This window comes from Lujinxingia vulgaris, assembly GCF_007997005.1.
GTDB lineage: Bacteria > Myxococcota_A > Bradymonadia > Bradymonadales > Bradymonadaceae > Lujinxingia.
Genome location: NZ_VOSL01000146.1, coordinates 32,229 through 53,664 on the forward strand (window position 1 = coordinate 32,229; position 21,436 = coordinate 53,664).

14 protein-coding genes are annotated in these 21,436 nt (G+C 63.2%); 6 read left to right on the forward strand and 8 right to left on the reverse strand.

The window, feature by feature from the left end; genetic code table 11:
• Positions 1–125: 125 nt before the first annotated feature.
• The gene (gene lexA / locus FRC96_RS20485; protein WP_146977447.1) at positions 126–806 is read left to right on the forward strand and encodes a transcriptional repressor LexA; all 681 of its coding nucleotides are present in this window, start codon (positions 126–128) and stop codon (positions 804–806) included.
• Between the two features lie 97 nt (positions 807–903).
• On the opposite strand, the gene FRC96_RS20490 is transcribed toward lexA, so the two are convergent.
• A complete protein-coding gene (locus FRC96_RS20490; protein WP_146977381.1) occupies positions 904–1,743 on the reverse strand; it encodes a type II CAAX endopeptidase family protein in 840 nt (279 codons plus the stop codon).
• Positions 1,744–1,873: 130 nt separating this feature from the next.
• Between FRC96_RS20490 and mutL the strand changes: the two genes are divergently transcribed.
• From mutL to cmk, 4 genes are read left to right on the forward strand one after another with little or no spacing between them, the layout of a single operon-like run.
• Positions 1,874–3,868 carry a DNA mismatch repair endonuclease MutL gene (gene mutL, locus FRC96_RS20495; RefSeq protein ID WP_146977382.1) on the forward strand — a complete coding sequence of 665 codons (1,995 nt, stop codon included), beginning with the start codon at positions 1,874–1,876 and terminating at the stop codon, positions 3,866–3,868.
• A complete protein-coding gene (miaA, locus tag FRC96_RS20500) occupies positions 3,865–4,902 on the forward strand; it encodes a tRNA (adenosine(37)-N6)-dimethylallyltransferase MiaA (RefSeq protein WP_146977383.1) in 1,038 nt (345 codons plus the stop codon). Before mutL ends, miaA begins: the two co-directional genes overlap by 4 nt.
• Positions 4,903–4,925: 23 nt before the next feature.
• Entirely contained in the window at positions 4,926–6,050 is a 1,125-nt protein-coding gene (gene hisC, locus FRC96_RS20505) for a histidinol-phosphate transaminase (RefSeq protein WP_146977384.1), read from the forward strand.
• Positions 6,047–6,706 (forward strand): (d)CMP kinase, encoded by a 660-nt coding sequence (gene cmk, locus FRC96_RS20510; protein ID WP_146977386.1) that lies wholly within the window; start codon positions 6,047–6,049, stop codon positions 6,704–6,706. The genes hisC and cmk overlap by 4 nt, the downstream gene beginning before the upstream one ends.
• A 12-nt stretch (positions 6,707–6,718) precedes the next feature.
• On the opposite strand, the gene FRC96_RS20515 is transcribed toward cmk, so the two are convergent.
• The 6 genes from FRC96_RS20515 to FRC96_RS20540 all read right to left on the reverse strand — a co-directional run bounded on the left by FRC96_RS20515 (position 6,719) and on the right by FRC96_RS20540 (position 14,305).
• The gene (locus tag FRC96_RS20515; protein ID WP_146977388.1) at positions 6,719–7,198 is read right to left on the reverse strand and encodes an NUDIX domain-containing protein; all 480 of its coding nucleotides are present in this window, start codon (positions 7,196–7,198) and stop codon (positions 6,719–6,721) included.
• Between the two features lie 4 nt (positions 7,199–7,202).
• Complete coding sequence (locus tag FRC96_RS20520) at positions 7,203–8,417, reverse strand: ArsA family ATPase (RefSeq protein ID WP_146977390.1); 1,215 nt, start codon at positions 8,415–8,417, stop codon at positions 7,203–7,205.
• Between the two features lie 21 nt (positions 8,418–8,438).
• Positions 8,439–9,449, reverse strand: coding sequence for an ArsA family ATPase (locus FRC96_RS20525; protein ID WP_230470523.1), 1,011 nt, complete (start codon positions 9,447–9,449; stop codon positions 8,439–8,441).
• Between the two features lie 300 nt (positions 9,450–9,749).
• The gene (locus FRC96_RS20530) at positions 9,750–11,465 is read right to left on the reverse strand and encodes a 30S ribosomal protein S1 (RefSeq protein WP_115604353.1); all 1,716 of its coding nucleotides are present in this window, start codon (positions 11,463–11,465) and stop codon (positions 9,750–9,752) included.
• Positions 11,466–11,800: 335 nt separating this feature from the next.
• A complete protein-coding gene (locus FRC96_RS20535; protein ID WP_146977394.1) occupies positions 11,801–13,150 on the reverse strand; it encodes a hypothetical protein in 1,350 nt (449 codons plus the stop codon).
• Between the two features lie 72 nt (positions 13,151–13,222).
• Positions 13,223–14,305, reverse strand: a complete 1,083-nt coding sequence (locus tag FRC96_RS20540) for a hypothetical protein (protein ID WP_146977396.1) — start codon at positions 14,303–14,305, stop codon at positions 13,223–13,225.
• 442 nt (positions 14,306–14,747) lie between these two features.
• Between FRC96_RS20540 and FRC96_RS20545 the strand changes: the two genes are divergently transcribed.
• The gene (locus tag FRC96_RS20545) at positions 14,748–15,884 is read left to right on the forward strand and encodes a cystathionine gamma-synthase (RefSeq protein ID WP_146977448.1); all 1,137 of its coding nucleotides are present in this window, start codon (positions 14,748–14,750) and stop codon (positions 15,882–15,884) included.
• 99 nt (positions 15,885–15,983) lie between these two features.
• On the opposite strand, the gene FRC96_RS20550 is transcribed toward FRC96_RS20545, so the two are convergent.
• Complete coding sequence (locus FRC96_RS20550; protein ID WP_146977398.1) at positions 15,984–21,377, reverse strand: translocation/assembly module TamB domain-containing protein; 5,394 nt, start codon at positions 21,375–21,377, stop codon at positions 15,984–15,986.
• Positions 21,378–21,436: the final 59 nt, after the last annotated feature.

Below are 21,436 nucleotides of genomic sequence, written 5' to 3' on the forward strand. Positions count from 1 at the left end.
ACGTGTTCAGTAGTCTGCCCCTGACGTCGCCCGGAGAACCGGGGACATTCATACGAACGCTGGCAAGGCCCGAGCCGTATTTCGAGGGGTGAGCTGGCCAGGTACGAGGCCGAATCATGAAGCCACTGACCAAGCTGACAAACCGTCAGGCGAAGGTGTTGGAGTTGATCGCCGATCACATTCAGAAGGTGGGTTATCCGCCGACGATCCGCGAGCTCGGCGACGCGTTGGGGATCCGCTCGACCAACGGGGTTAACGACCACCTCAAAGCCCTGGAGAAGAAGGGGTACCTCTCGCGCGAAGACGCCAAGTCGCGCACCCTGCGACCGCTCTTCTGGCCCAACGGTGAAGCGTTTGACCTTTCGTCGTCGTCGGCCGGGCAAGGCGACGCGGCGATGGAGCCGGACAGCGATGTCCATCAGGTTCCGGTGGTGGGGCGTATTGCCGCCGGGCTGCCGATCTCGGCGATCGAGCAGACCGAAGAGGTGGTCGCCATCGGGGAAGGTTTGCTGGGCCGACACCCGGACCTTTTTGCGCTGCGCGTTAAGGGCGAGAGCATGATCGAAGATGGGATCTTCGATGGGGACTACATCTTTGTGCGCAAGCAGAGTGATGTGCGCGACGGGGTGATTGTCGCGGCGATGGTGGACGGGGAGGCCACGGTAAAGCGCCTCTTCCGCGAGAAGGGGCAGGTACGCCTGCAGCCGGCCAACGCTTCGATGGAGCCGATCTACGTCCGCGAGGAAGACGGACGGGATACCAGCGTGCTCGGGGCGGTGGTGGGCGTGTTTCGTCGTCTCAACTAGTGAGACGGTGCTGGCGTCGGGCGGTTCTCGCTCTGCGCCAGCACGGCCGACGTGTCTTCGGTTCCTGATGGCCGGGCTCAACGCTATGCCCTGAACCTTATTGAAAGAAGGGCAGGCGCCCCTGAACGGCCAGCGACGTGATGTCCATCGTGACGGCCACCGAGATGTGAATCGCTACACCCATCCAGATCGAGCGCGTGTAGAGCGAGAGCAGCCCCAGGGCGATCCCTGCCAGGATGGCACCGACCGTCTCCGGGAGCGGCTTTCCGAAGTGGATCATGCAGTAGGGGATCGTCGAGACAAAAATCGCGTAGATCCCCAGACGTGCTTTCAGCCCGTGAATGAGAAATCCGCGGTAGAAGAACTCCAGCGCGAAGAACTGTGCAGCGTACACAATCTGCCAGGCGAAGAAGTCGAGCAGACTCCGGTCTGCGGCTTGATAGAAGGGGTAGGTTCGCTGAAAGCTGGGGTGGAACGCCACCGCGATCACAAAGGGGAGCACAAGCACGTAGAGGCCGACGTAGATCTTCCAATGGGTGAGGGCCCCTTCGAGCTTCATGCCGAAATCGCGCAGCCGATGTTTCATGATCAGCGTGATGAAGAGCGCCGGGATCACGAAGTAGCCAAGAAAAGTCGTGCCACTCCAGTACGTCAGTCGCGCCAGCCGGCCGTAGTAGCGATCGGCAAAGATTGCACCGAGGGTCGCGGCCGGATCGTCCGAGAAGAGTCCCACCAGGGGCTCCAAACTCTTCCAATGCGTGGACGAGCCGTAATACTCGAGGATCGAGAGGATCAGTGCTGCCAGGGTGAGCACGCCCATCGTCGTCCAGTCGATGTCGGTGTCCTGGCGAGCGTTTCGAGCGTGCTTGCTCTGGGTCTCAACCTGGATGACCAGGTCACGGGTTAGCACCCAGAGGCGTTTCAGGGGAGAGAACATAAGGAGCAAGGCCGGGAGAAGTTCGGAGGCATCAGTCGCGCGAGGCGACCTTTTACGCTAGAAGCGCGGTGGTTTCCAGCCTGTGTCAGCGACAGCGAGCCCGGGCGCGAACATTGTAAGGGAGTAAGCAGTGAGTCAGGACGATCCTCTCTGGAGAAATACCGCGGCACGTCACGCCGCTGACGCCCCTCGCTCGGTGGCGGTGCTGCCCCCGGAGCTCGCCAACCAGATCGCCGCTGGCGAGGTCGTGGAGCGTCCGGCGTCGGTGGTCAAAGAGTTGGTGGAGAATAGCCTCGACGCGGGCGCGCGGCGCATTGAGGTGACGATCGAGGGAGGGGGAAGAGACCTGATCCGAGTGGAGGACGACGGCTGTGGGATGCGCCGTGAAGATGCGCTGCGCGCCGTGGAGCGACATGCCACCAGCAAGATCGCACGGGTTGAGGATCTCTTTGCCATCGGCACGCTGGGCTTTCGAGGGGAGGCAGTGCCCTCGATTGGCTCGGTGTCACGGATGGAGATCTGCACGCGCCCCAGGGATCAACTGGAGGGTACGCGCATCTATATCGAAGGGGGGGTGATGCAGGAGATTGAAGACGTCGGGATGGCCGCGGGGACCACGATCCTTGTCGAGGAGCTTTTCTATAATACGCCGGCGCGCTTGAAGTTTTTGAAGACGCCCGCGACCGAAACGCGGCACATCACCGAGATGTTGGTGCGGGTGGGGTTGAGCCGGCCCGACGTGCGCATCAAGTTTGTGAAGGATGGGAAGCTGCGTCTGGATCTTCCTCAGGTCGACCGACTCAAAGATCGCATTTTGGAAGTGCTCGGTCGAGAGGTCTATGATGACCTCTATCCGACCTTTGAGTATCCGGCGATTCACGGCGTGGTGGCCCGCGGGTACTTTTCGAAACCGGGCCATTCGCAGCGTTCGCCCAACAACATGTACACCTTCGTCAACGGTCGCTACGTCAGCGACCGCACGATTCGCGCGGCGATCACCGGTGCGTACAAGCATCTATTGGAGCGGGGGCGCTATCCAAGTGTGGTGCTCTTTATCGACGTACCCTTTTCGATGGTGGACATCAACGTGCACCCGGCCAAGACCGAGGTACGCTTTCATGACACGCAGCCCATCTACCGAGCGGTCTACCACGCGATCGCCGATGCACTGGCAGAGGCACCCTGGCTGGAGGGGCAGGCAGCCCGTGCGTACAACCTTGGCGAGCGGCGTACACTCAGTGGAGACGCTGCCGAGGGCAGCATGGCCGCAGGCTCACCGGCGAAAGGCGGCGGCTTTACCGGGGGGATGCTTCAGCCGGGGCGCGTGAAGATTGAACCCCTCAACGCGCGTCATCGACGCCTCTCGGAGCAGGATCGACTGGATCCGGGAGAGCTTCGCTCACCCTTTCACTCCGAACCCCGAGATGTGCAGGGCGGGTTCATCGCGCGAGGGTTGACGCCTCTGAGTGAGCCGCCGCGCATGGACCTTGGCGAGGTCGGCGGAAGTCCCTCCGGGGAGGGCGGGCCGTCGGGGCGAGATGCGTATTTTTCGACCTTAAAGGTGATCGGCCAGTTTCGGCGGGCTTACATCGTGTGTGAAGACGCCTCCGGGATGGTGATCATCGACCAGCACGCGGCCCACGAGCGCGTCGGGTTTGAGAGGCTTAAAGCGCTCTTTAAGCGGGAACATAAAGAGACTCAGCCCCTGCTCTTTCCGCTGCGCATGGAGCTCGACGCGTTGCGGTCGGCGGCGATGAGCGAAGCCATGGGGTTCTTCGCTCAGGCCGGGTTTGAGATCGATCACTTTGGCGGCAACACCTACGTGCTCAAAGAGGTACCGGCGGTGCTGCAACGCGCGCCCCACGAGAAGATCATCAAAGACGCGCTTGATGACCTCTCCAACTTCGGCGGATCGAGCCGCGTGGAAGAAGCGATGGAGTCGGTGCTGAGCCGCATGGCCTGCCACTCGGTGGTGCGAGGCCCCACGCAGCTCACTCTGGAGGAGTGTGAGGGGCTGCTCGTGCAGATGGATCAAATCGACTTTCGCGCCAACTGCCCCCACGGGCGGCCGGTGTACTACCGCATTCCGTTAATGGAACTTGAAGAGGCCTTTGATCGCCGATGATGCAGATCGCAGATAACCCGGAGTTGTTTGAGGGGCTGACGCGCGTGGTGGCCCTGGTAGGGCCGACCGGCGTGGGAAAGACCGCATTCTCGCTCGAGCTGGCGGAAACGCTGAATGCCGAGATCGTGAGTGTGGACAGTCTCCAGGTGTACCGTCATCTCGACATCGGGACGGCAAAGGCGAGCCAGGCGGAGCGGGCGCGCCTGCCCCATCACGTGATCGATGTGGCCGAGCCGGATGAAGAGTTCAACGCGGCCGACTTTCGCGAGGCCGCGAGTGAGGCCATTGCCTCGATCGTGGCGCGGGGCAAGGTTCCCCTTCTCGTGGGAGGGACCGGGCTCTACCTGCGATTGCTGGTGCACGGGCTCTTTGAGGCGCCGCCACCCAGTGAGGCGCTGCGGGCGACGTACCGAGACATCGCCGAGCGGGAAGGGCTCGAGGTGCTCTACGCTCGCCTCGAACAGGTGGATCCGGAGCTGGCTGCACGCGTAAATCGCAACGACGTGGTCCGTGTGACCCGAGGACTGGAGATCTTCGATCAGACCGGGACGCCGCTTAGCGAGCACCAGCGGGCGCATCGCTTTAAGGCGCCGAACTATCACGCGCTGAAGATCGCGCTGATACGGCCGCGAGAAGAGCTCTACGAGCGCATCAACGCTCGGGTCGATCAGATGATTGAGGAGGGACTGATCGACGAGTACCGGCGGCTGCTGGAGCGCGGTTATGGTCCGCAGCACAAGCCGATGCAGAGCCTGGGGTACCGTCAGGTGGGAGAGCATCTTCTGGAGGGGCGAGATCTCGATGACGCGATTCATGAGATCAAGCAGCAGACGCGGCGTTACGCCAAGCAGCAGATCTCGTGGTTTCGAAGCGAGCCCCACACCCACTGGGCGATGGCCCCGGTGTTGCGTGAAGGGCGCATTCCGAGCGAGGTGCTCGCAGATTTGCGTGCCTTTATCGAGGGCGGCAAACCCACGCTTGAATGGGCCCAGATCGACCCGTATAACGTGGAGCGCGCGTCGCGCCCCACCTGAAAACGCAAGCAAAACGAGGAACGATGAAGGCGTTAGTCGGAGAGCATATCGAGACGCTTAAGCCCTACGTACCCGGGAAACCGATCGAGGAGCTGGAGCGAGAGCTGGGCATCGAAGGGTCGATCAAGTTGGCCAGCAATGAGAACCCGCTGGGCCCCAGCCCGAAGGCCACCGAGGCCGCCCGGGCGCTCTTGTCCAAAGGTCATATCTACCCGGATGGGGCCGCGCATCGCCTGCGTGCAGCGGTTGCGGAGTTTCACGGGGTGGACGCCGATGAAGTCATCACCGGTAATGGCTCCAACGAGGTGCTCACCATCGCGGTGCGGACGTTCTGCACGTCGGATGACGAGGCGGTGGTCTCGGAGTACAGCTTCGCAGCCTACCCGATTATCTGTCAGGCGCAGGGGATGACGATTCGGCGCGCGCCGATGAAAGAGCCCCTGACTTTTGACCTGGAAGCGATGGCCGCGGCGATCACGCCGAAGACGAAGATCGTGTTCGTGGCGAACCCCAACAATCCCACCGGGACGTATGTGCCTGCCGACGAGCTGCGCACCTTTCTGAAGGTGGTGCCCGAAGATGTGATCGTAGTGGTGGATGAGGCCTATCACGAGTATGTGCAGGCCGAGGATTATGCCAGCGCGGAGACGATGCGCGATCTTCGGGAGCGACTGATCATCTGCCGCACCTTCAGCAAATGCTATGGTCTTGCGGGCATTCGCGCCGGCTACGGGATTGCGCCTGCGAGCCTCATCGATCGCATGAACCGGGTGCGTGAGCCCTTCAACGTCAACATCCTCGCACAGGACGCCGCTGCGGCTGCGCTCACCGATGTGGCGTTCGTGGGGCGCTCGGTGCGCGTCAATGAGGAGGGGCGAGCGATTCTGGAGGAGGGCCTGGCGACGATGAGCGAGCTGGGCGTGAGCTGGATTCCCAGCCAGACGAACTTCCTGCTGGTGAAGACGCCGGTGGAAGGCGTGAAGGTCTACGACGCGCTCCTGCGCAAAGGCGTGATCGTGCGCCCGATGGCGGGCTACGGTCTGGGCGATTTCGTGCGCATCTCGATCGGCACACCCGATGAGGTGCGTCGATGCCTGAGCTCGCTTGGCGAGGTGCTCCCCGCGCTTTTGAGCAGGGAGGAGGCATGATTGTCGCGATTGATGGTCCGGCGGGTGCCGGAAAGTCGACCATCGCCCGCGCGCTGGCCGAGAAGTTGGGGTTTCAGCTCGTGGACACCGGCGCGATGTACCGTGCGGTGGCCTATGAGGCGGCCGCTGCCGGGGTGGATCTGCATGACGCGGAGCGCGTCGCTGAGATCGCCCGCGGGTTGCGTTTTGAATTTAAGTTCGAGGGCGGTGAGAACGTCATCTACTGCAATACGCGCGCGCTCCATCAGGAGATCCGCAGCGCCGAGGTAAGTCGTAACGCCAGCGTGATCTCGGCCCACCCCTCGGTCAGGCGCGAGCTTGTCGACCAGCAGCGCCAGGTGGGGCGCGAGCGCTCCAGCGTGCTGGAAGGGCGCGACATCGGCACGGTGGTCTTTCCCGACGCCGAGCTCAAGGTCTTTATCACCGCCTCGCCAGCGGTGCGTGCGAAACGACGCGTCGAGCAGATGCGCGAAGCGGGCGACGAGGTCGATGAGGCCGAGGTGCTCCGCGACATTGTCGAGCGCGATCGGCGCGACTCCGAGCGCGACGTCGCGCCCCTGAAGAAAGCAGAAGATGCCATCGGCATCGACTCGACCGATGCCAGCGTCGAGGAGATCGTGGCCGGGCTCTGTGAGCGCATCGCCGCGCTCCGATAGAAGCGCTTCAGCTTAGCGGTCGAAGTCGGCCGACACCGGACCGCGGTCCTCAAAGATCGCGTCCGGGTACTTCGACATCAGCGGAGGGCGCTGGGCGGGCTCAAAGTAGCGCAACTCGGCGCTCTCCCCGTCGATGGCCTCCAACTCCCCTCCGAGCACCTCGACGGCGAAGACGATGACCACCGACTCCAGCTCGTCGCCGTTGGGGTAGGTGACCCGAAACCCCTCGCGGTCGCCGCCGTAGACGCCCAGAATGTGTGTAGGTTGCACGTGAAGCCCGCACTCCTCATAGACTTCGCGCACGATCGCCCGGGCCGGCGACTCTCCCGGGTCGATGGTGCCCGAGGGAAGCGACCACAGCCCGTTGTCGCTGCGACGCTGAAAGAGCACGCGCCGCTGGTCGTCGCGCACCACCGCGGCGACCGCGGGCACAAAGAGCAGGTCGTGGCCAACCTTGTCTCGCAGACCCCGTAAAAAATCTGAGATGGGCATCTGCTTAGCCCTTCGCCGTGGCGACGCGCGCGTCGGGGGCAAGCGGGGTGATGAAGTCGCTGAGCTTGAGCAGGTGTGTGAGGTTATGCACGTCTTCGCCCAGCAGGGGGATCAGCCGCAGCGCTTCGTGTCCGACCTTTGTGGCCAATGAGGCGATGGCTTCGCGGTCGCGGATGGCGAGCCTGGCCAGCTGAAGGTAATGGGTCTCCAGGCGCTGGCGCAGCCCGCTGATACGGTCGGCGCTGGCCTCGTGGTCGGCCTCCCGCAGCAAAGCGTCGAGGTCGGTGTCTTCAATGGCCGCGATGTCCTCGGGGTGAAAGCGAGGGATGACGCGGTTGATGATGAAAAAGTCCGCCTGCTGCTCCAGCTGCCCGAGCTTCTCATGAAAATAGACCGCCTCTTTGATGCGTCGGGGGTCGGCGCTGGTGATGATGAAAAAATGCGTCAGCGGGTCACGCAGGATGAACTCGATGAGCTCGCCGCGCTGCTGCAGGGTTTCCTGCAGGTAGTGGAAGGTGTCGAAGAACTCCACAAGGTCGTTGACGAAGCTCTCTCCCAGCACCTTGGAGATGAGGCCAAGCACGATGGAGCCCGGGTTAAAGACGCGCCCCAGAAGCCCGCTTTTGCGGTTGGGCAAAAACCACTTGATGATGCGCTCATCAAAAAAGGTGCTGGCCCGCCCCGGTGTCTCCAAAAACTCCAGAGCGTTTTTGGTCGGCGGGGTGTCCAGGATGACGAGATCGAAGTAGCCGCCGGTGTAGAGGTCGTGGAGCTTCTCCAGCGCCATGTACTCCTGCATGCCGTGCAGCGCCGAGGAGAGCAGGCGGAAGATGTTGTTTTCTTTGGCACGCTTCAGCGCGCCTTTGTCGGGGGCGAGTCGGTCGACCAGGTCGTTGAAGGTCTTCTCGGAGTCGAGCATCATCGCCCAGAGCTCGCCGCCGTGATCCTCGTTGCCAGTGAGGTTGAGGGCGTCGCTCAGATCGATCTGCTGCGGGTCGTTGGTGAGGTCATCGAGGCCCAGGCTGTTGGCCAGGCGGCGCGCCGGGTCGATGGTCATGACGATCGTCTTACGACCGGCCATCGCCGCGCGTAAACCGACGGCGGCCGACGTGGTGGTTTTTCCCACGCCGCCCGGTCCCACGCAGACGATGAGGCGCCCGGAGTCGAGCAGGTGGCGCAGTGGCGCGGCGTTGGCGTCTGAGCGAGGGCTTGCTGTCACCGAGGAACTCCTACAGGGCGCTTAGATGGCCAGGGGATGATCGAGCGAGGAGGAGTCGCCGCCGAGCTGACGGGCGACGTTAGCGACCACGTCGTCGCCGGAGGTCTCATAGAAGATGGGCAGTTCAATGACCGGGGCGTCGACGCGGCTGCGAAGTTCGCCCAGATAGCGCTGATCGCGGTCGTGCCAGCCCAACGCCAGGGCGTTGCCTTCGACAAGGCGAGCCAGCGCGTCGGACTCGTCGGTGGGCTCCTCGTCAAAGAGCAGGCTGCTGGTGCCCGGCGCGTTGGCGCGGACGCGGGCGAGCAGGGCGTCAAAGATGGGGCGGTCATCGTCATGCAGGGGGGCGCGGTGCACCATGTTGGCGATGGCCAGTGTGAGGGGGCGCCCGAGCACGCTTTTAAGGTTGCTCGCGAGCTCGATGGTCTCGTTGACGGGCATCTCTTCCGGCAGGCACACCGCGGCGATGGCGGTCTGCTTCGGATCGTTGATGATCGTTGAGACCTGGGCGGTCATCTTTGCGATGGGGCCAATGCCGCGCATCATGCCGTTCATGGTCGCCGGTACGTTGAGAAAGGTCACCGCGTGGCCGCTCGCCGGCAGGTCGACGACGATGTGGTCGTAGCGCGGCTTGCCCTGATCTTCGGCCTCATAGAAAACGCGGATCTGGTCGAGGATGGTGACCTCGTTGACCGAGGGCGCCGCCTTAAAGAAGACGCGGGCCACGCGGTTGTTGATCACCGCTCGCGCCACACGCTCGCCAGGCACAAAGCGGGTCAGTGTGGCCACAAAACAATCCTCGGCCATCAGGTTGGAGGCGTAGAGCGTCTCGGAGAGCTTCACCGGCTCTAGGCCCGTGCCTTCGTAGCCGTAAAGATCTTCCATGGCCGAGAAGGTGTCGGTCTCCAGTACCAGGGTGCGCTTTCCGCGCGCGGCCAGAGCTTTGCCCAGGGCGGCGGTCACGGTGCTTTTGCCGACGCCACCTTTGCCGGTGACGAAGATCAAGCGCTTGTCGAGGAGGGGGTCCAGCATCGTCAGGAAAATCCTTGCACTGCGGGCGAGAAACAACAGGGACAAGCTAGCGACATCGGCGCAGTGGGCAACGTCAAACATCTCTCGCGCGCCTCATTGGGGGGCGCGCAGGACCGGGCGCTCAGGTGCCACTGGTTGTAGAGAGGGGCCTTGCCGGTGTCAATGCGGCAGGTGCTGTCGCCAGGGGTGCAAACGCAACGAGGCGGCCCCCGAAAAGGGGCCGCCTCGCTGTGATCATGAGCTACTCGCACATGACGCGGGACGCAGGCGAGCGATGTAACGCTCGCCAGGGTGAGGAGCTTACTCCTCTTCGTCGCCGGTCAGGTCGCCGAGCTTGCCCTTGAGCAGGTCGCCGAGCTGCGCGGTGGCGCCGCTCTCTTCGGCGTACTCCCGAAGGTGACCCGACTCCGAGCGACGCACGAAGTTCTTGATCGAGAGCGCGATCTTGCGCTCCTTCGGATCGACGCTGATGACCTCAACCTTGTGCTCTTCGCCAACCTTGACGACTTCGCTCGGGTTCTCGATGCGCTCGTCGGCCAGTTCGGAGATGTGGATGAGACCTTCGATGCCTTCTTCCACTTCCGCAAACGCACCGAAGTCGGTGAGCTTGGTGATGGTGGCGTCGACGATCTTGCCCGGCGGATAGCGCTGCGGGAGGGTCTCCCACGGATCGCTCTCAAGCTGCTTGATACCCAGGCTGAAGCGCTCGTTCTCGACGTCGATGTTGAGCACGACGGCTTCGACTTCCTGGTTGGCTTCGTAGATCTCGGAGGGGTGGCGGATCTTCTGGGTCCAGCTGATGTCGCTGATGTGGACCAGACCGTCGATGCCCTCTTCGATGCCCACGAAGATACCGAAGTCGGTGATGTTGCGGATCTTGCCGAGGATGCGGGTACCGACCGGGTAGCGATCTTCGAGCAGGGTCCAGGGGTTGGGCTCGACCTGCTTGATGCCCAGGCTGACCTTCTTGGCGTCCGTATCCAGGTTGAGCACGACGCAGCGGATGATCTCGCCCTCGCTCACCACACGGTTGGGGTGCTTGATGCGGCGAGTCCAGCTCATCTCGCTGATGTGCACCAGACCTTCGATGCCTTCTTCAAGCTCGACGAAGGCACCGTAGTCGATGAGGCTGACCACGCGACCCAGGACGTGCGCGCCGTCCGGGTAGCGGTCCTCGGCACCTTCCCACGGATCGGGGGTGAGCTGCTTGTAGCCCAGGCTGACTCGCTCGCTCTCGGCGCTGAACTTGAGCACTTTGACCTGGATCTCGTCGCCGACGTTGAAGAGCTCGGTGGGATGCGAGACGCGGCCCCAGCTCATGTCGGTGATGTGCAGCAGGCCGTCGATGCCGCCCAGGTCGACGAAGGCGCCGTAGTCGGTGAGGTTCTTGACGATACCGTCGATGACCGCACCGGCCTTGAGCTTCTCGAGGGTCTTCTTCTTGAGCTCGGCGCGCTCTTTCTCAAGCAGGGCGCGGCGGCTAAGCACGATGTTGCCACGCTGCTTGTTGAACTTGATGATCTTAAACGCGAACTCTTGACCGATGTACTTGTCGAGGTTGCGGGTCGGACGCAGTTCGACCTGGCTGCCAGGCAGGAAGGCCTTGACGCCGATGTCGACCTGGAGGCCGCCCTTGACGCGGTTGGTGATCGTACCGCGGACCAGCTCGTCGGCCTCGGCCTTCTCGCTGATGATCTCCCAGACCTTCATGCGGTCGGCGCGCTCCTTGGAGAGGATGCACTGACCGGACTCGTCTTCGCGCTTCTCGAGCAGAACGTCGACGTCATCGCCGGCGCGCACGGTGACCTCACCCTTCTCGTCGATGAACTCGGAGAGGTCGATGCGGCCTTCGGACTTAAAGCCGATGTCGACGAGCACGTAGTCATCACCGACTTCAAGCACGCGGCCGGTGGTGATTTCGTTCTCGCGAACCGCACTGGTGAAGTCTTCGTGGGTGTCGAGCAGCGCCGCGAAGTCATCGGTGGTGGGGAAGTTTTCGTTTTGTTGAACAGTCATTGACGACCTTGAACATATCGCTCAATGAGCGACGGTTGGTTTTGGGGAGGTTCGCCCGCCGGCCCCCGTGGCCAGCGTCTCTTAGAAGGCGACCTTCGCCGTGAAAAGTAGAACGTGTGTGACGCCTGTAAACCGCCAGAAGATATGCACCGCTTTAAGGCGGGCGCACTCCATGCTTCAGTCGCGGGTAAATCGGCGACGCGGAAACCTAACGACGGGAGATGGGGTTGTCAATGGTGTGGTGAGGTGCGTCGAGCGTTGGCCGGGAGCGCGCCCGCCGCGCCCGCGATCAGGGCGTCGTGCGAGAGGATCGCCAGGAGGGGCCATCGCAGCGATCATTCGGCCTCAGCCGGCGGCTCATAACGCATCAACAACGCGTTGGAAGCGATCGGGACGTTGCCCGAGGGCATGGGGAATTCGCGTTGGGGTTCGAAGGGATCGGGTACAACGATGATCTTATAAGACGCCATCTCTTCGGTGAGCTCGAAGGTTATGGGGAGCTTCACGCCGCGCTCCTCTTCCCAGACCGGGTCGAGTCCCTCGATGGAGGGCGGCTCGAGCAGGAACATGTCAATGACCTCCTCGTTGCGCAGCACGTAATAGAGGTTCTGGCCGGTGGTGTGCGTGTGACGTAGGCCACCATTAACGGTGAAAAAGTCGAGGGTGACGGTGGGCTCATTGAAGACGAACTCTTTCGTGAGCTCGCCGGTGGGGAAAGCGTCCTCCCAAACCCAGTTGTACTGGCGCCAGTCGAAACGATCGGTGGGTGGGGCGAGGAACATGAGATTGAGCTCTTGCACGTAGCCCCAGGGGCTGGCGTCTTCCCAGGGGACGGCGTCGTCCTGGCGATCTTCGATGTCGGCGTGGGATTTGAAGTCGTAGCTGCCGTAGTACACCGTATAAGTGCGATGGAGTTCCGAGTTTCGCACGTGAATGAAGCTGTTTCGTTCGGCAAGAAAGCGACGTTCAGGGTGTTCGCGCCAGATGGGCAAGATGAGAAGTTGCACGTTATAAGTGCCTTTTTCAGGAAAGGCCCAGGGGGGAATGACGAAGGTGGAGTTAAATGTGACGAAAGGCTCGCGATAAATTGTTTGCACGGTCGCGTAGTCGCTCTCGGGCCAGGACTCGATCTCCTCCATCGTGGGGAAGTGCGGCTCGTGGATCTCGACGTAACGGATCGGTAGGTAGCGGCCTTCGTGCAGGGCAACGACTTGAAACTCGCCAGGCAGCCACCAGTGAGCGTCGCTCTGGGTGAGTGCGGTATCGAGAACGAGATATTCCCCGTCAAAAAGCCAGACTTCTTTCATCCCTGCTGAGTAAGGGATGTGGTTTCGCATACCCATTGAGAAACGGAAGAATACGCCTTCCACACATGACGCGTCGCATGAGTATGTTTGGGGTAGTGAGCCGTAGCCGATGTTGCAGTCTTCATCTGGTGCAGGTTTTTGAAAGTCTGCGTCTTCCGTCATGACGTCGCGGTTGCAGGTCTCGGCGTCCGGTTCGGTCTGCACATCAAGATCTTCTGGCGTCGCATCGAAGGGGGGGGCTGCATCAACTACCAGGTTAACATCATCGGTGTTTTCTGGAATGTAGATGGGTTGCTGTGGCTCTTGTGTGCAGCTAAATAAAATAACCGCGATAACTAATGGGGGCGACAGAGATACAACGTGTGCAAGTGATGGCATATTGTCCCTTTTTTTTAAAAGCCCCCCTGTCGGGAGTTAGACCGTTCTCCTTAGGGGGGCTTCGGCCGATAATTAGAGGTCACAATGACCATAGGTAACATTATCGGTCTTCACACGTTCCGAGTCGAACTCCCATGGACTGTATTTGAAAACGGCGTCTCCGGTGGCGCAGGCCTGTGAGTTTCCGTTCGGGGTCCTGGAGTTGGGAACTGAATAGTAGCCTACATCGATCGCGCTGACGTCTTCGAGGTTGGCAATTTCGCGGCCAATTCGGGGGTACGTGCCGCCATCCCGGAACACCTTCATGTCGAGAGTGAGTTCGTCGGCCGGCGAGCAAACCCGCTCCGCCATGAAGGGGGTCAGGCTGATGACGGTGTAGGTGCAAGGGTAGGCGTTGGGAACGTAGCAATCCACCACGTCCTTGATCTGCGAGTAGGATTCGCCGGGCCAGTAGATGTCGCTCCAGGACTGGGGGGGCAGGCCCTCGTTATTGGCGTTCCACTCGCCGTGGAACATGTTGAGGTAGGCGCGCCATTTGCCGGACTGGGGCACAAGCTCGATGCCGTCGACCCATTCGGTAGCGGGCCACAGGTTCAGTTGGGAGGACTGCTGCAGGTTGAGCGCCACGCCGATGTTGGTGTTGAGCGCGTTGACGGTAGCGGTCTGCGCGGCGTTGAGTTTGGCGTAGTCGATGGCGTAGCTGTGGAAGCGCTCGGGGTGATGGAGCTGCTTGGTGACGTTGACGCCATCGATGTAGATCTGGCCTTTTTCATCGGAGAGGGCGTCGTAGACGAAGACGCCGGTGGATGAGGTCAGCGGGAGGCCGTTGGCGTCGGTCTTGAGGCTGGAGCCCACCGTGGTGAGGAAGTAGGAGTTGTTGTGGACATCGACGCCGACGAGGTCGGAAAGAGTGTCGAGGTAGTGCTCGAGCGAGGTGTAGTGTCCCTGTCCCGGAGCGGTGGGGATGACGCCGCCGTTGAGGGCGTCGACATCAATGTACACGCGGTAGTCGATGCCGGGCTGGCCATCGGTCTTCACGGTGCGCCAGGGCGGGGTTTTGAAGTTGTCTTGCCAGTTGGAGAGGTTGTCGAGAGGGATGAGGGTGGAGACGGTGCGGCACTGGCTCTCGGAGGCCTGGGCGACGCTGCGGATCACGTCGCTGGATTCGAGCTCAGGCGACGTGCTTTCACCACAAGCCCCCCCCGAAAAGGGTAAGGAATGCGCCAAGTGCAAGCAGTTTGGTGCGAGAAACAACCATGATGCTACCTCCAAAAAGATAAAATTATCCAACGACTCGCCACCACTGGCGAGACATCTGAATTCACCTCCCCCACTCGGAGAGTACGAATTATGTTTCGGAGGGTAATAACCCTCTTGAGGGGGGGTCAAATCTAAGAGGGTGTTTGTTGCAATTCTTTTCAATCCTCCAACGTCGGCGATGCGATGCCGATGGTCCAGGCGGTGCGAGAGGTTCTCTCGGCGGTTGTGAAAAACGCCCACAGCCCTATGATGGCCGCGCAAGACAGCCGATGATTCTTTCACCATGCGACTTTCTGAGGAGTGAGCGATGCATAAGCCGGAACTCGACTACGGCCAGATGGGCTTTGATACGCGGGCGATCCATGCTGGCCAGGAGCCCGACCCGTCCAACGGCGCGATCATGACGCCGATCTTTCAGACCTCGACCTACGTGCAGTCCTCGCCAGGGCATCACCAGGGCTTTGAGTACACGCGCACGCACAACCCGACGCGCAACGCGCTGGAGGACTGCCTGGCGAGCCTGGAGAAGGGCAAGCACGGGGTGGCGTTTGCCTCCGGGTGTGCCGCGACCTCGACGATCATGCACATGCTCAACGCGGGCGATCATGTGGTCAGCGGCGACGACGTGTACGGGGGGACCTACCGCCTCTTCACCAAAGTGTTTCGGCCGATGGGGATTGGCTTTAGCTTTGTGGATATGACGGACCTTGAGGCCTTTAAGGCGGCGCTGACGCCGGCGACGCGTCTTGTGTGGCTGGAGAGCCCGACCAACCCGATGCTCAAGATTTGCGACATCCAGGCCATCTGTGAGATCGCGCATGAGCAGGGCATTCCGGTGGTGGTCGACAACACCTTTATGAGCCCCTACTTCCAGAATCCGCTGCTTCTGGGCGCGGATCTGGTGGTGCACTCCACGACGAAGTTCATCAACGGGCACTCCGATGTTGTGGGCGGTGTGGTGATCACCAACGACGATGAGGCTGCCGAGAAGTTGCGCTTCCTGCAGAACTCCATCGGGGCGGTGCCCGGGCCTTTTGATAGCTGGCTTGTGCTACGCGGTGTGAAGACGCTCGCGGTGCGCATGCGTCAGCATGCGGCGAACGCGCAGGTGATCGCCGAATATCTGGAGAAGCACGAGGCCGTGGAGAAGGTGCTTTATCCGGGGCTTGAGAGCCATCCGCAGCACGCGATCGCCAAAAAACAGATGTCGGGCTTTGGCGGCATGATCACCTTCGTGCTGAAAGACGGTCTGGAGCCGGCGCGCACGATGTTGGAGCGCGTCAAGGTCTTTGCGTTGGCCGAGAGCCTGGGCGGGGTGGAGAGCCTGATCGAGCATCCGGCGATCATGACCCACGCCTCGGTACCCCCGGAGGTTCGTGCGGAGCTGGGGATCAGCGATGGGCTGGTACGCCTCTCGGTGGGCATTGAAGATGTGCAGGATCTCGTCGCCGACCTGGAGCAGGCGCTGAGCTGATCCGCGACGCTTGATGCTCTTGAGAACCAAAAACGCCGGCGCCCTATTGGACGCCGGCGTTTTTTGTGGTCGAGCGATGGCTGTGATGCGCGCTGCGGCTCAGTACACGTCCCAGAAGATGTTGGCGCCGCCCTCATTGCGGTCGGTGTAGGTGAGCTCGACCATCCAGCGGGGTAAGAAGTGATACTCCACGCGGACGATGTTGGTGGCGTCGTCTTCCTCGCCGCCGAACTGCACGCGGTAGGAGACGAAGATGTCGTTGGTGATGTACTTGCCGAACTCCAGGCGGCCGCCCTGGAGGCCGCCGTCGCCGGGCTCCAGTCGGAGCACGTCGACCGGAACGGTGCCGGCGAGCTGATCCTGGAGCAGGCCGAAGAAGAGCCCGCTCACGGCGCCAAGGGCCTGGTTGGCGACGCCCTCATCCTGGCCGACGTCGCCACGGCTGGGGGGACGCCCGGTCATCAGCACAAAGAGGATCTCGGTGTCGGTCATCGCCGGGTCGCTCTGCAGAAGAAGCTGCGGGTTATCGGCGCTGCCGCTGATGCGGAAGATGATGCGCGGGTCGCCCTCGGAGGGCGGGCCGAGCGACTGGGTGATGGACCGGTCGAGCTCGTAGGTGGCTTCGAGCTGCAGGCGGGGGTTGGGCGGGGTGGCGCCGGTGAAGACGACTTCGCTGGGTTCGACGATGAAGCGTCGTCCCAGAAACTCGAGATCGCCGCGGATGGCCTCGGCCGAGCCCGTGAGTGAGACGTTGGTGCCGGCGAGCAGCGCGACGATGTTGGCCTGAATGTTGACGTCGCCGATGGGGTGACGCACCCAGGCGTTGCGGTCGACGGTCACGTTGACGCGCAGGTTCAACGCGCCGGGGTCGCTTAAGTCGCGGTTGGCGAGTTCGCTGGCGTCGGTCTGATCTTTGGTCTGGTTTCGGTTGCTCCCGTCCATGATGACAATGTCCGGGTCGAGCTCGGTGGTGTGCAGGCCCTGCTCCTGATTGTCGGTGAGGACGACCTCGAGGCCCGCGACGTTGACGTTGATGTTGCCCGGTGATCCCCGCAACGAGCCGCGCGCGGTGGTGGTGGTGCTGACGTAAACGGGGAAGTCGACGGCGAGCCCGGCGAGGTTGAATTCTTTTGCCTCCAGGCGGAGGTCGACCTCGTCGGGGATGAAGCGCTCGTGGCCCACCGAGCCGGTGAGCGTGGCGCGGCTGGGGCCGTCGTTGAGCACGAAGGTGTTGATGTCGAGGGTGTCGTTGTCGAGCGCGATGTCGGCGTCGATGTCGACAAAACGTCGTCCCAGAGGCACCAGCGTGATGGCGGCTTTGTCGAGGTTGAATTGCCCGTCGATGCGGGGTTCTTGCCAGTCGCCGCGGATCTTCAGGTCGGCCTTCAGGGTGCCCTCGGGCTCTTCGATGAGGTCCGAGAGGAGCTGGGTGGGCAGTACCTTGTCGAGCTCCATCGGGTCGCTTTTGACGTCGACGCGCAGCTCGCCGGGGGCCTGCCAGTCGGCGCCGCTGGCCAGCGCGATGACGTCGAGGTTGATCGGCAGCGCGGCGGTCATGGTGGCGAGGTCGCTGTACTGGCGGCAGAGGCGCGCGTCGAGGTTGAGGAGGTTGTCTTCGCCCCGGAGCTCCATGCTGATGGTGCCGGTGGATCCGTCGCCCAGGCGGGTGTCGAAGAGGCCAGCACGGGCTTCCAGGCGCGGGGCGCGCAGGCTGCCGTCGAGGGTGATGTAGGCGGCGATGTCGCCGCGCACCCGGGCGAACTCGTAGTTGAAGGCGCTGAGTTTGGAGATGGGGAGCTGGCGCAGCTGGGCGCGGAAGTTCAGCGGGATGTCTTCGAGCGTCTCTCCGGCCAGGAGATCTTCGACAGGAAGGGGCAAGGAGCCGTCAGCGACGAGGATCTCGTCGGCGTCCCACTCAAAGCGCAGGCGCTCGACGTTGAGGCGACCCTCACCGAGGCGGGCGTTAAGATCGATGAACATGTCACGGAAGTGCGTCCAGCCGAGCTTTTGCAGACCGATGTCGATGCGGCCGGTGGGCCGGGCGACGGTCCCGTCGAGGTCGATGAGGATGGAGCCCTCGCCGGTGGCGTCAGCTTCGCGAAGTTGCTCCAGGGGGATGCGTTCTAAGTTGATGTCGGGGATGTCGACGAGCAGGCGCACCGGTAGCGTGAGGAAGGCGTCGCGCCAGAGGATCTCCTCGTCGGAGTAGCCGGTGGCCGAGCGCAGCCACTGGGCCAGGGGGAGGGCGGCGCTGGCACGCACCCGGGCGATGCGCTCGCTGCGCCAGTCGAGGTTGATGCGGGTGTCGAGCCCGCCGCGGCGGCCCCGCGGTGGGCTGTAGGTGGTCTGGGTGGCCAGATCGATGCTGCGCAGCGAGATGAAGTCGCCGTTGACCTCGCCAGAGAACTGAAGCCCCTGGGCGTTAAGGTCGACTTCGAGGTTGGGGTTCTCCAACGATCCCGACCAGCGGATGCGACCGTTGACGTCGCCCTCGATGCCGTAGTCGTTGAGGATGGGCAGGGGCTGGTGGAAGTCGCGCAGAGTGATCTCGGCCAGATCGAGGTTAAGCCGAAAGTCTTCATCCCAGTCGATGGCGTAGTCACCGTTGAGGTTGAAGCTGACCGGGAGGGTGGCGCTCATCTCGAGGATGTCTTGATCGTAGGCGCTCAGTGTGACTTCGGGGATGCGGGCCTGGCCATCGGCGTAGTTGGCGGCAAGCGTGAGGTTGAAGGGGCCTTCGCCCTCATAGGTCAGTTCGGAGGCGTCGGTCTGAAGATCGACGGTGGGGTTGGAGGCGGTGCCTCCCAGCGCCAGGGCCAGGTCGATCTGACCGCCGATGTCGGGGAGCTGATCGAGGTGGAAGTCGCGCGCGAGTTCGCCGGGGGCGACATTGCGCAGGCCGATCTCCAGATCCTGGGAGCGCCCGGGGGTGAACGTGCCGTGGGCGCGTATGGACTGGTTGCTGTCCTGGCGGTTGAGCTCCACGTCGTCGAGGGTCAGGCGACGCCCGTCGAAGTTGAGGCGAGACTCTTCGGTGGTCTCCCAGCGGGTGAGGTCGCTGGCGAGGTGGAGCTCGGTGAGGGTGAGATCGGTGTAGCGGCGACGATGTTGCACGGTTGCGCCCACGTCGTAGCGACGTGTGGCGTCGCGCCAGAGCTCGGCTTCGAGGCGCGCAGTGTCGCCGGAGGCCATGGCCAGACGAAGGTCGGCGCGCTCGAAGGTTTCGGTACCGAAAGTGATCTCATTGAGCTGCAGGCGCACATCGCCCAGGGGGGCGTCGAGTTGTCCGCGGAGGTCAAGTCCCACGGCGGCCGAGGCGATGGTGGCGTTGGAGGCCGGGGCGCGCAGGGCGTCGGCGGAGAGCTCGCCCGCCAGGGTGAAGGCGCGAAGGGACTCGAAGGGATCGCTTCCGCTCCCGAGGCGGGCGGTGGCGCGGAGGTCGCCCTCCAGCTGGTCGACGGAGGCGTCCGGCGTGGCGATGCCGGAGGCCCCAAGGCGCAGGCGTGACTGCAGGGAGCGGGGGGCGTCGGGGCGCTTCTGGCTCGTGGCGCGTAGCGATGCTCGCTCCAGGCGATTGTCCTGAACGCGAAGGTTGGTGAGGTCGATCCGCAGGTCGTTGTTCAGGTCAGTGAGGCTGGCCAGCGGGTCGTCGAGGGGAAGTTGAAGCTCGATGCGGCCCTGGTCGCGTGCGCGCAAGGTGCCCAGGCTCATGCCGTCGAAGCGCACCCCGGCCGCTCGGGCGTCCAGGGTGTAGCGGCCGCGGTAGCGGTCGGTGGCGGTCTCCACGCGCTCCAGATCGGCGGTCAGGGTGCCGCGGCTGTTGTTGATGACGATGTCAAAGGCGTCGAAGCCTTCAAAGCGCCACGACGCGTCGAGATCGAGGGCGCGGGCGGCCTGAAGGAGGTCGCTGTGCTCGGGGTTAAACGTGGCGTCGAGATCGACGGCCAGATCGGCGGTGACTGGCGGTGTGCCTGTGAGGTCAGCGGTGCGTTCGGCCTGAGCGGGATCGGCGGTGGTACGCACGACGGCGCGGGCGCGGCCTTCCGGGTCGAGGTGCGCCGAGGCGAAGAGGTTGAGGTAGGGGGAGAGCGCGGCAAGGCGTTGGGCGCGGATGTCGCCCTCGGAGAGATCGCCGGCCAGGTAGGTGAGCGAGGCTTCGTAGGAGTCGTAGCGCGTCTCATCGAGGCGGGCGCGCAGGCCGGTGTGCAGCGTCTGTGGGTCAAAGCCCATGCCCATGACCTGAGCGCGGAGGCGCGTGGTGAGGGGCGGGAGGTCGAGTCCGGGGGTCAGTGTGGCGGTGTCCAGGCGCGGCGTGCTCAAGGTGGCCAGGTAACGGGGCGTCTCGGAGGTGATGTCGGCGAGTTGTGCACTGAGCCGAATGGGCTCATCGATGCCAGGGAGGTGTACTTCGGCCAGCGCGCCGAGCTGGTCACTGCCGCCGATGCGTGCGCTCAAGCGAAGATCGCCTGGCAGGCCGAGATCCTGTCCGCTGAAGCGCTCCAGGGTGGCCGCCGGGAGGGTCAGAGTGTCGAGGTGTGCGGAGAGTTCTTGAAAAGGCGGCGTGGCGTTGTCGACATCGTCGCCGGGCTCGGCGTTCGCGTCGGCGGGCGTCTCGGGCAGGATGAGGGTGGCGCGTAGCGCGCTGAGCGAGAGGAGGTCGTCGAGCTTGAGCGCGCCGAGCTCGACGTGCGTGAGGGTGTCGCTGATGCGGACCTCGCTTTCACCGAGGCTGATGGCAAGTGCGCTGGCGAGCCAGTCGAGCTCCGCGTTGACGTCAAAGCGGGTGAGGTTGGCGAGGATGTCGCGCTGGTAGAGGCTCGCGGAGGCCTCTGCGTTGAGATCGGTGAGGCTTGCGCTCAGAGGTGCGGCCGGAGCGCCGTCGGTCTGGGGGGAGGAGGCGTTCCAGGCGCCGCGCCAGAGTGTGGAAAGTTGGGCGGGGGTGTCGGATGCCTGAGTCAGGGCGTTGAGCAGCGTGTCGCGTTGTTGAAGGAGGTCGGGCGTGTCGGGTGATTCGGTGGCCTCGTCGACATAGGCCAACGTCGCGTTGTTGATGGCGACGCGTTCGACGAAGATCGGCGTGGCCAGAGGCTGGCTCTCTTCGTCGGAAGGGGGGGCCAGGGTGGTCCAGTTGAGGGCGCCGTCCGGGTAGGTGCGCACGACGAGCGCGGGGCGCTCCGCGGCGACCTCTTCGATGACCAGCTGCCCGCGGGTGAGCGAGCCCAGGGAGTAGGAGAGGGTGGCTTCGGGGATGAAGGCAGCGAGGTTGTCGCGACCATCGTAAATGGCGATATCGCGCACTGAAGCGCTTCCAAGCAGGGGGCCACTGAGCTCGCCGACCTCAATGCGGCCTTCGAGGGAGGTGTTGACGCTGGCGAGGATGCGTTGGACGAGCGGGTCCCGCACCGCGCCGATCTGAACGATGAGCAGCGCGAGCACGATCAGGCCGAGGATGATCGCGAGGACCAACCCGAGCGCTTTACCAATTCTTATCATCCAGCGTTTCATTCTAATCCAGCGCCAGGCGCGACATGAAGCGGCGCGTCATCTTCCCA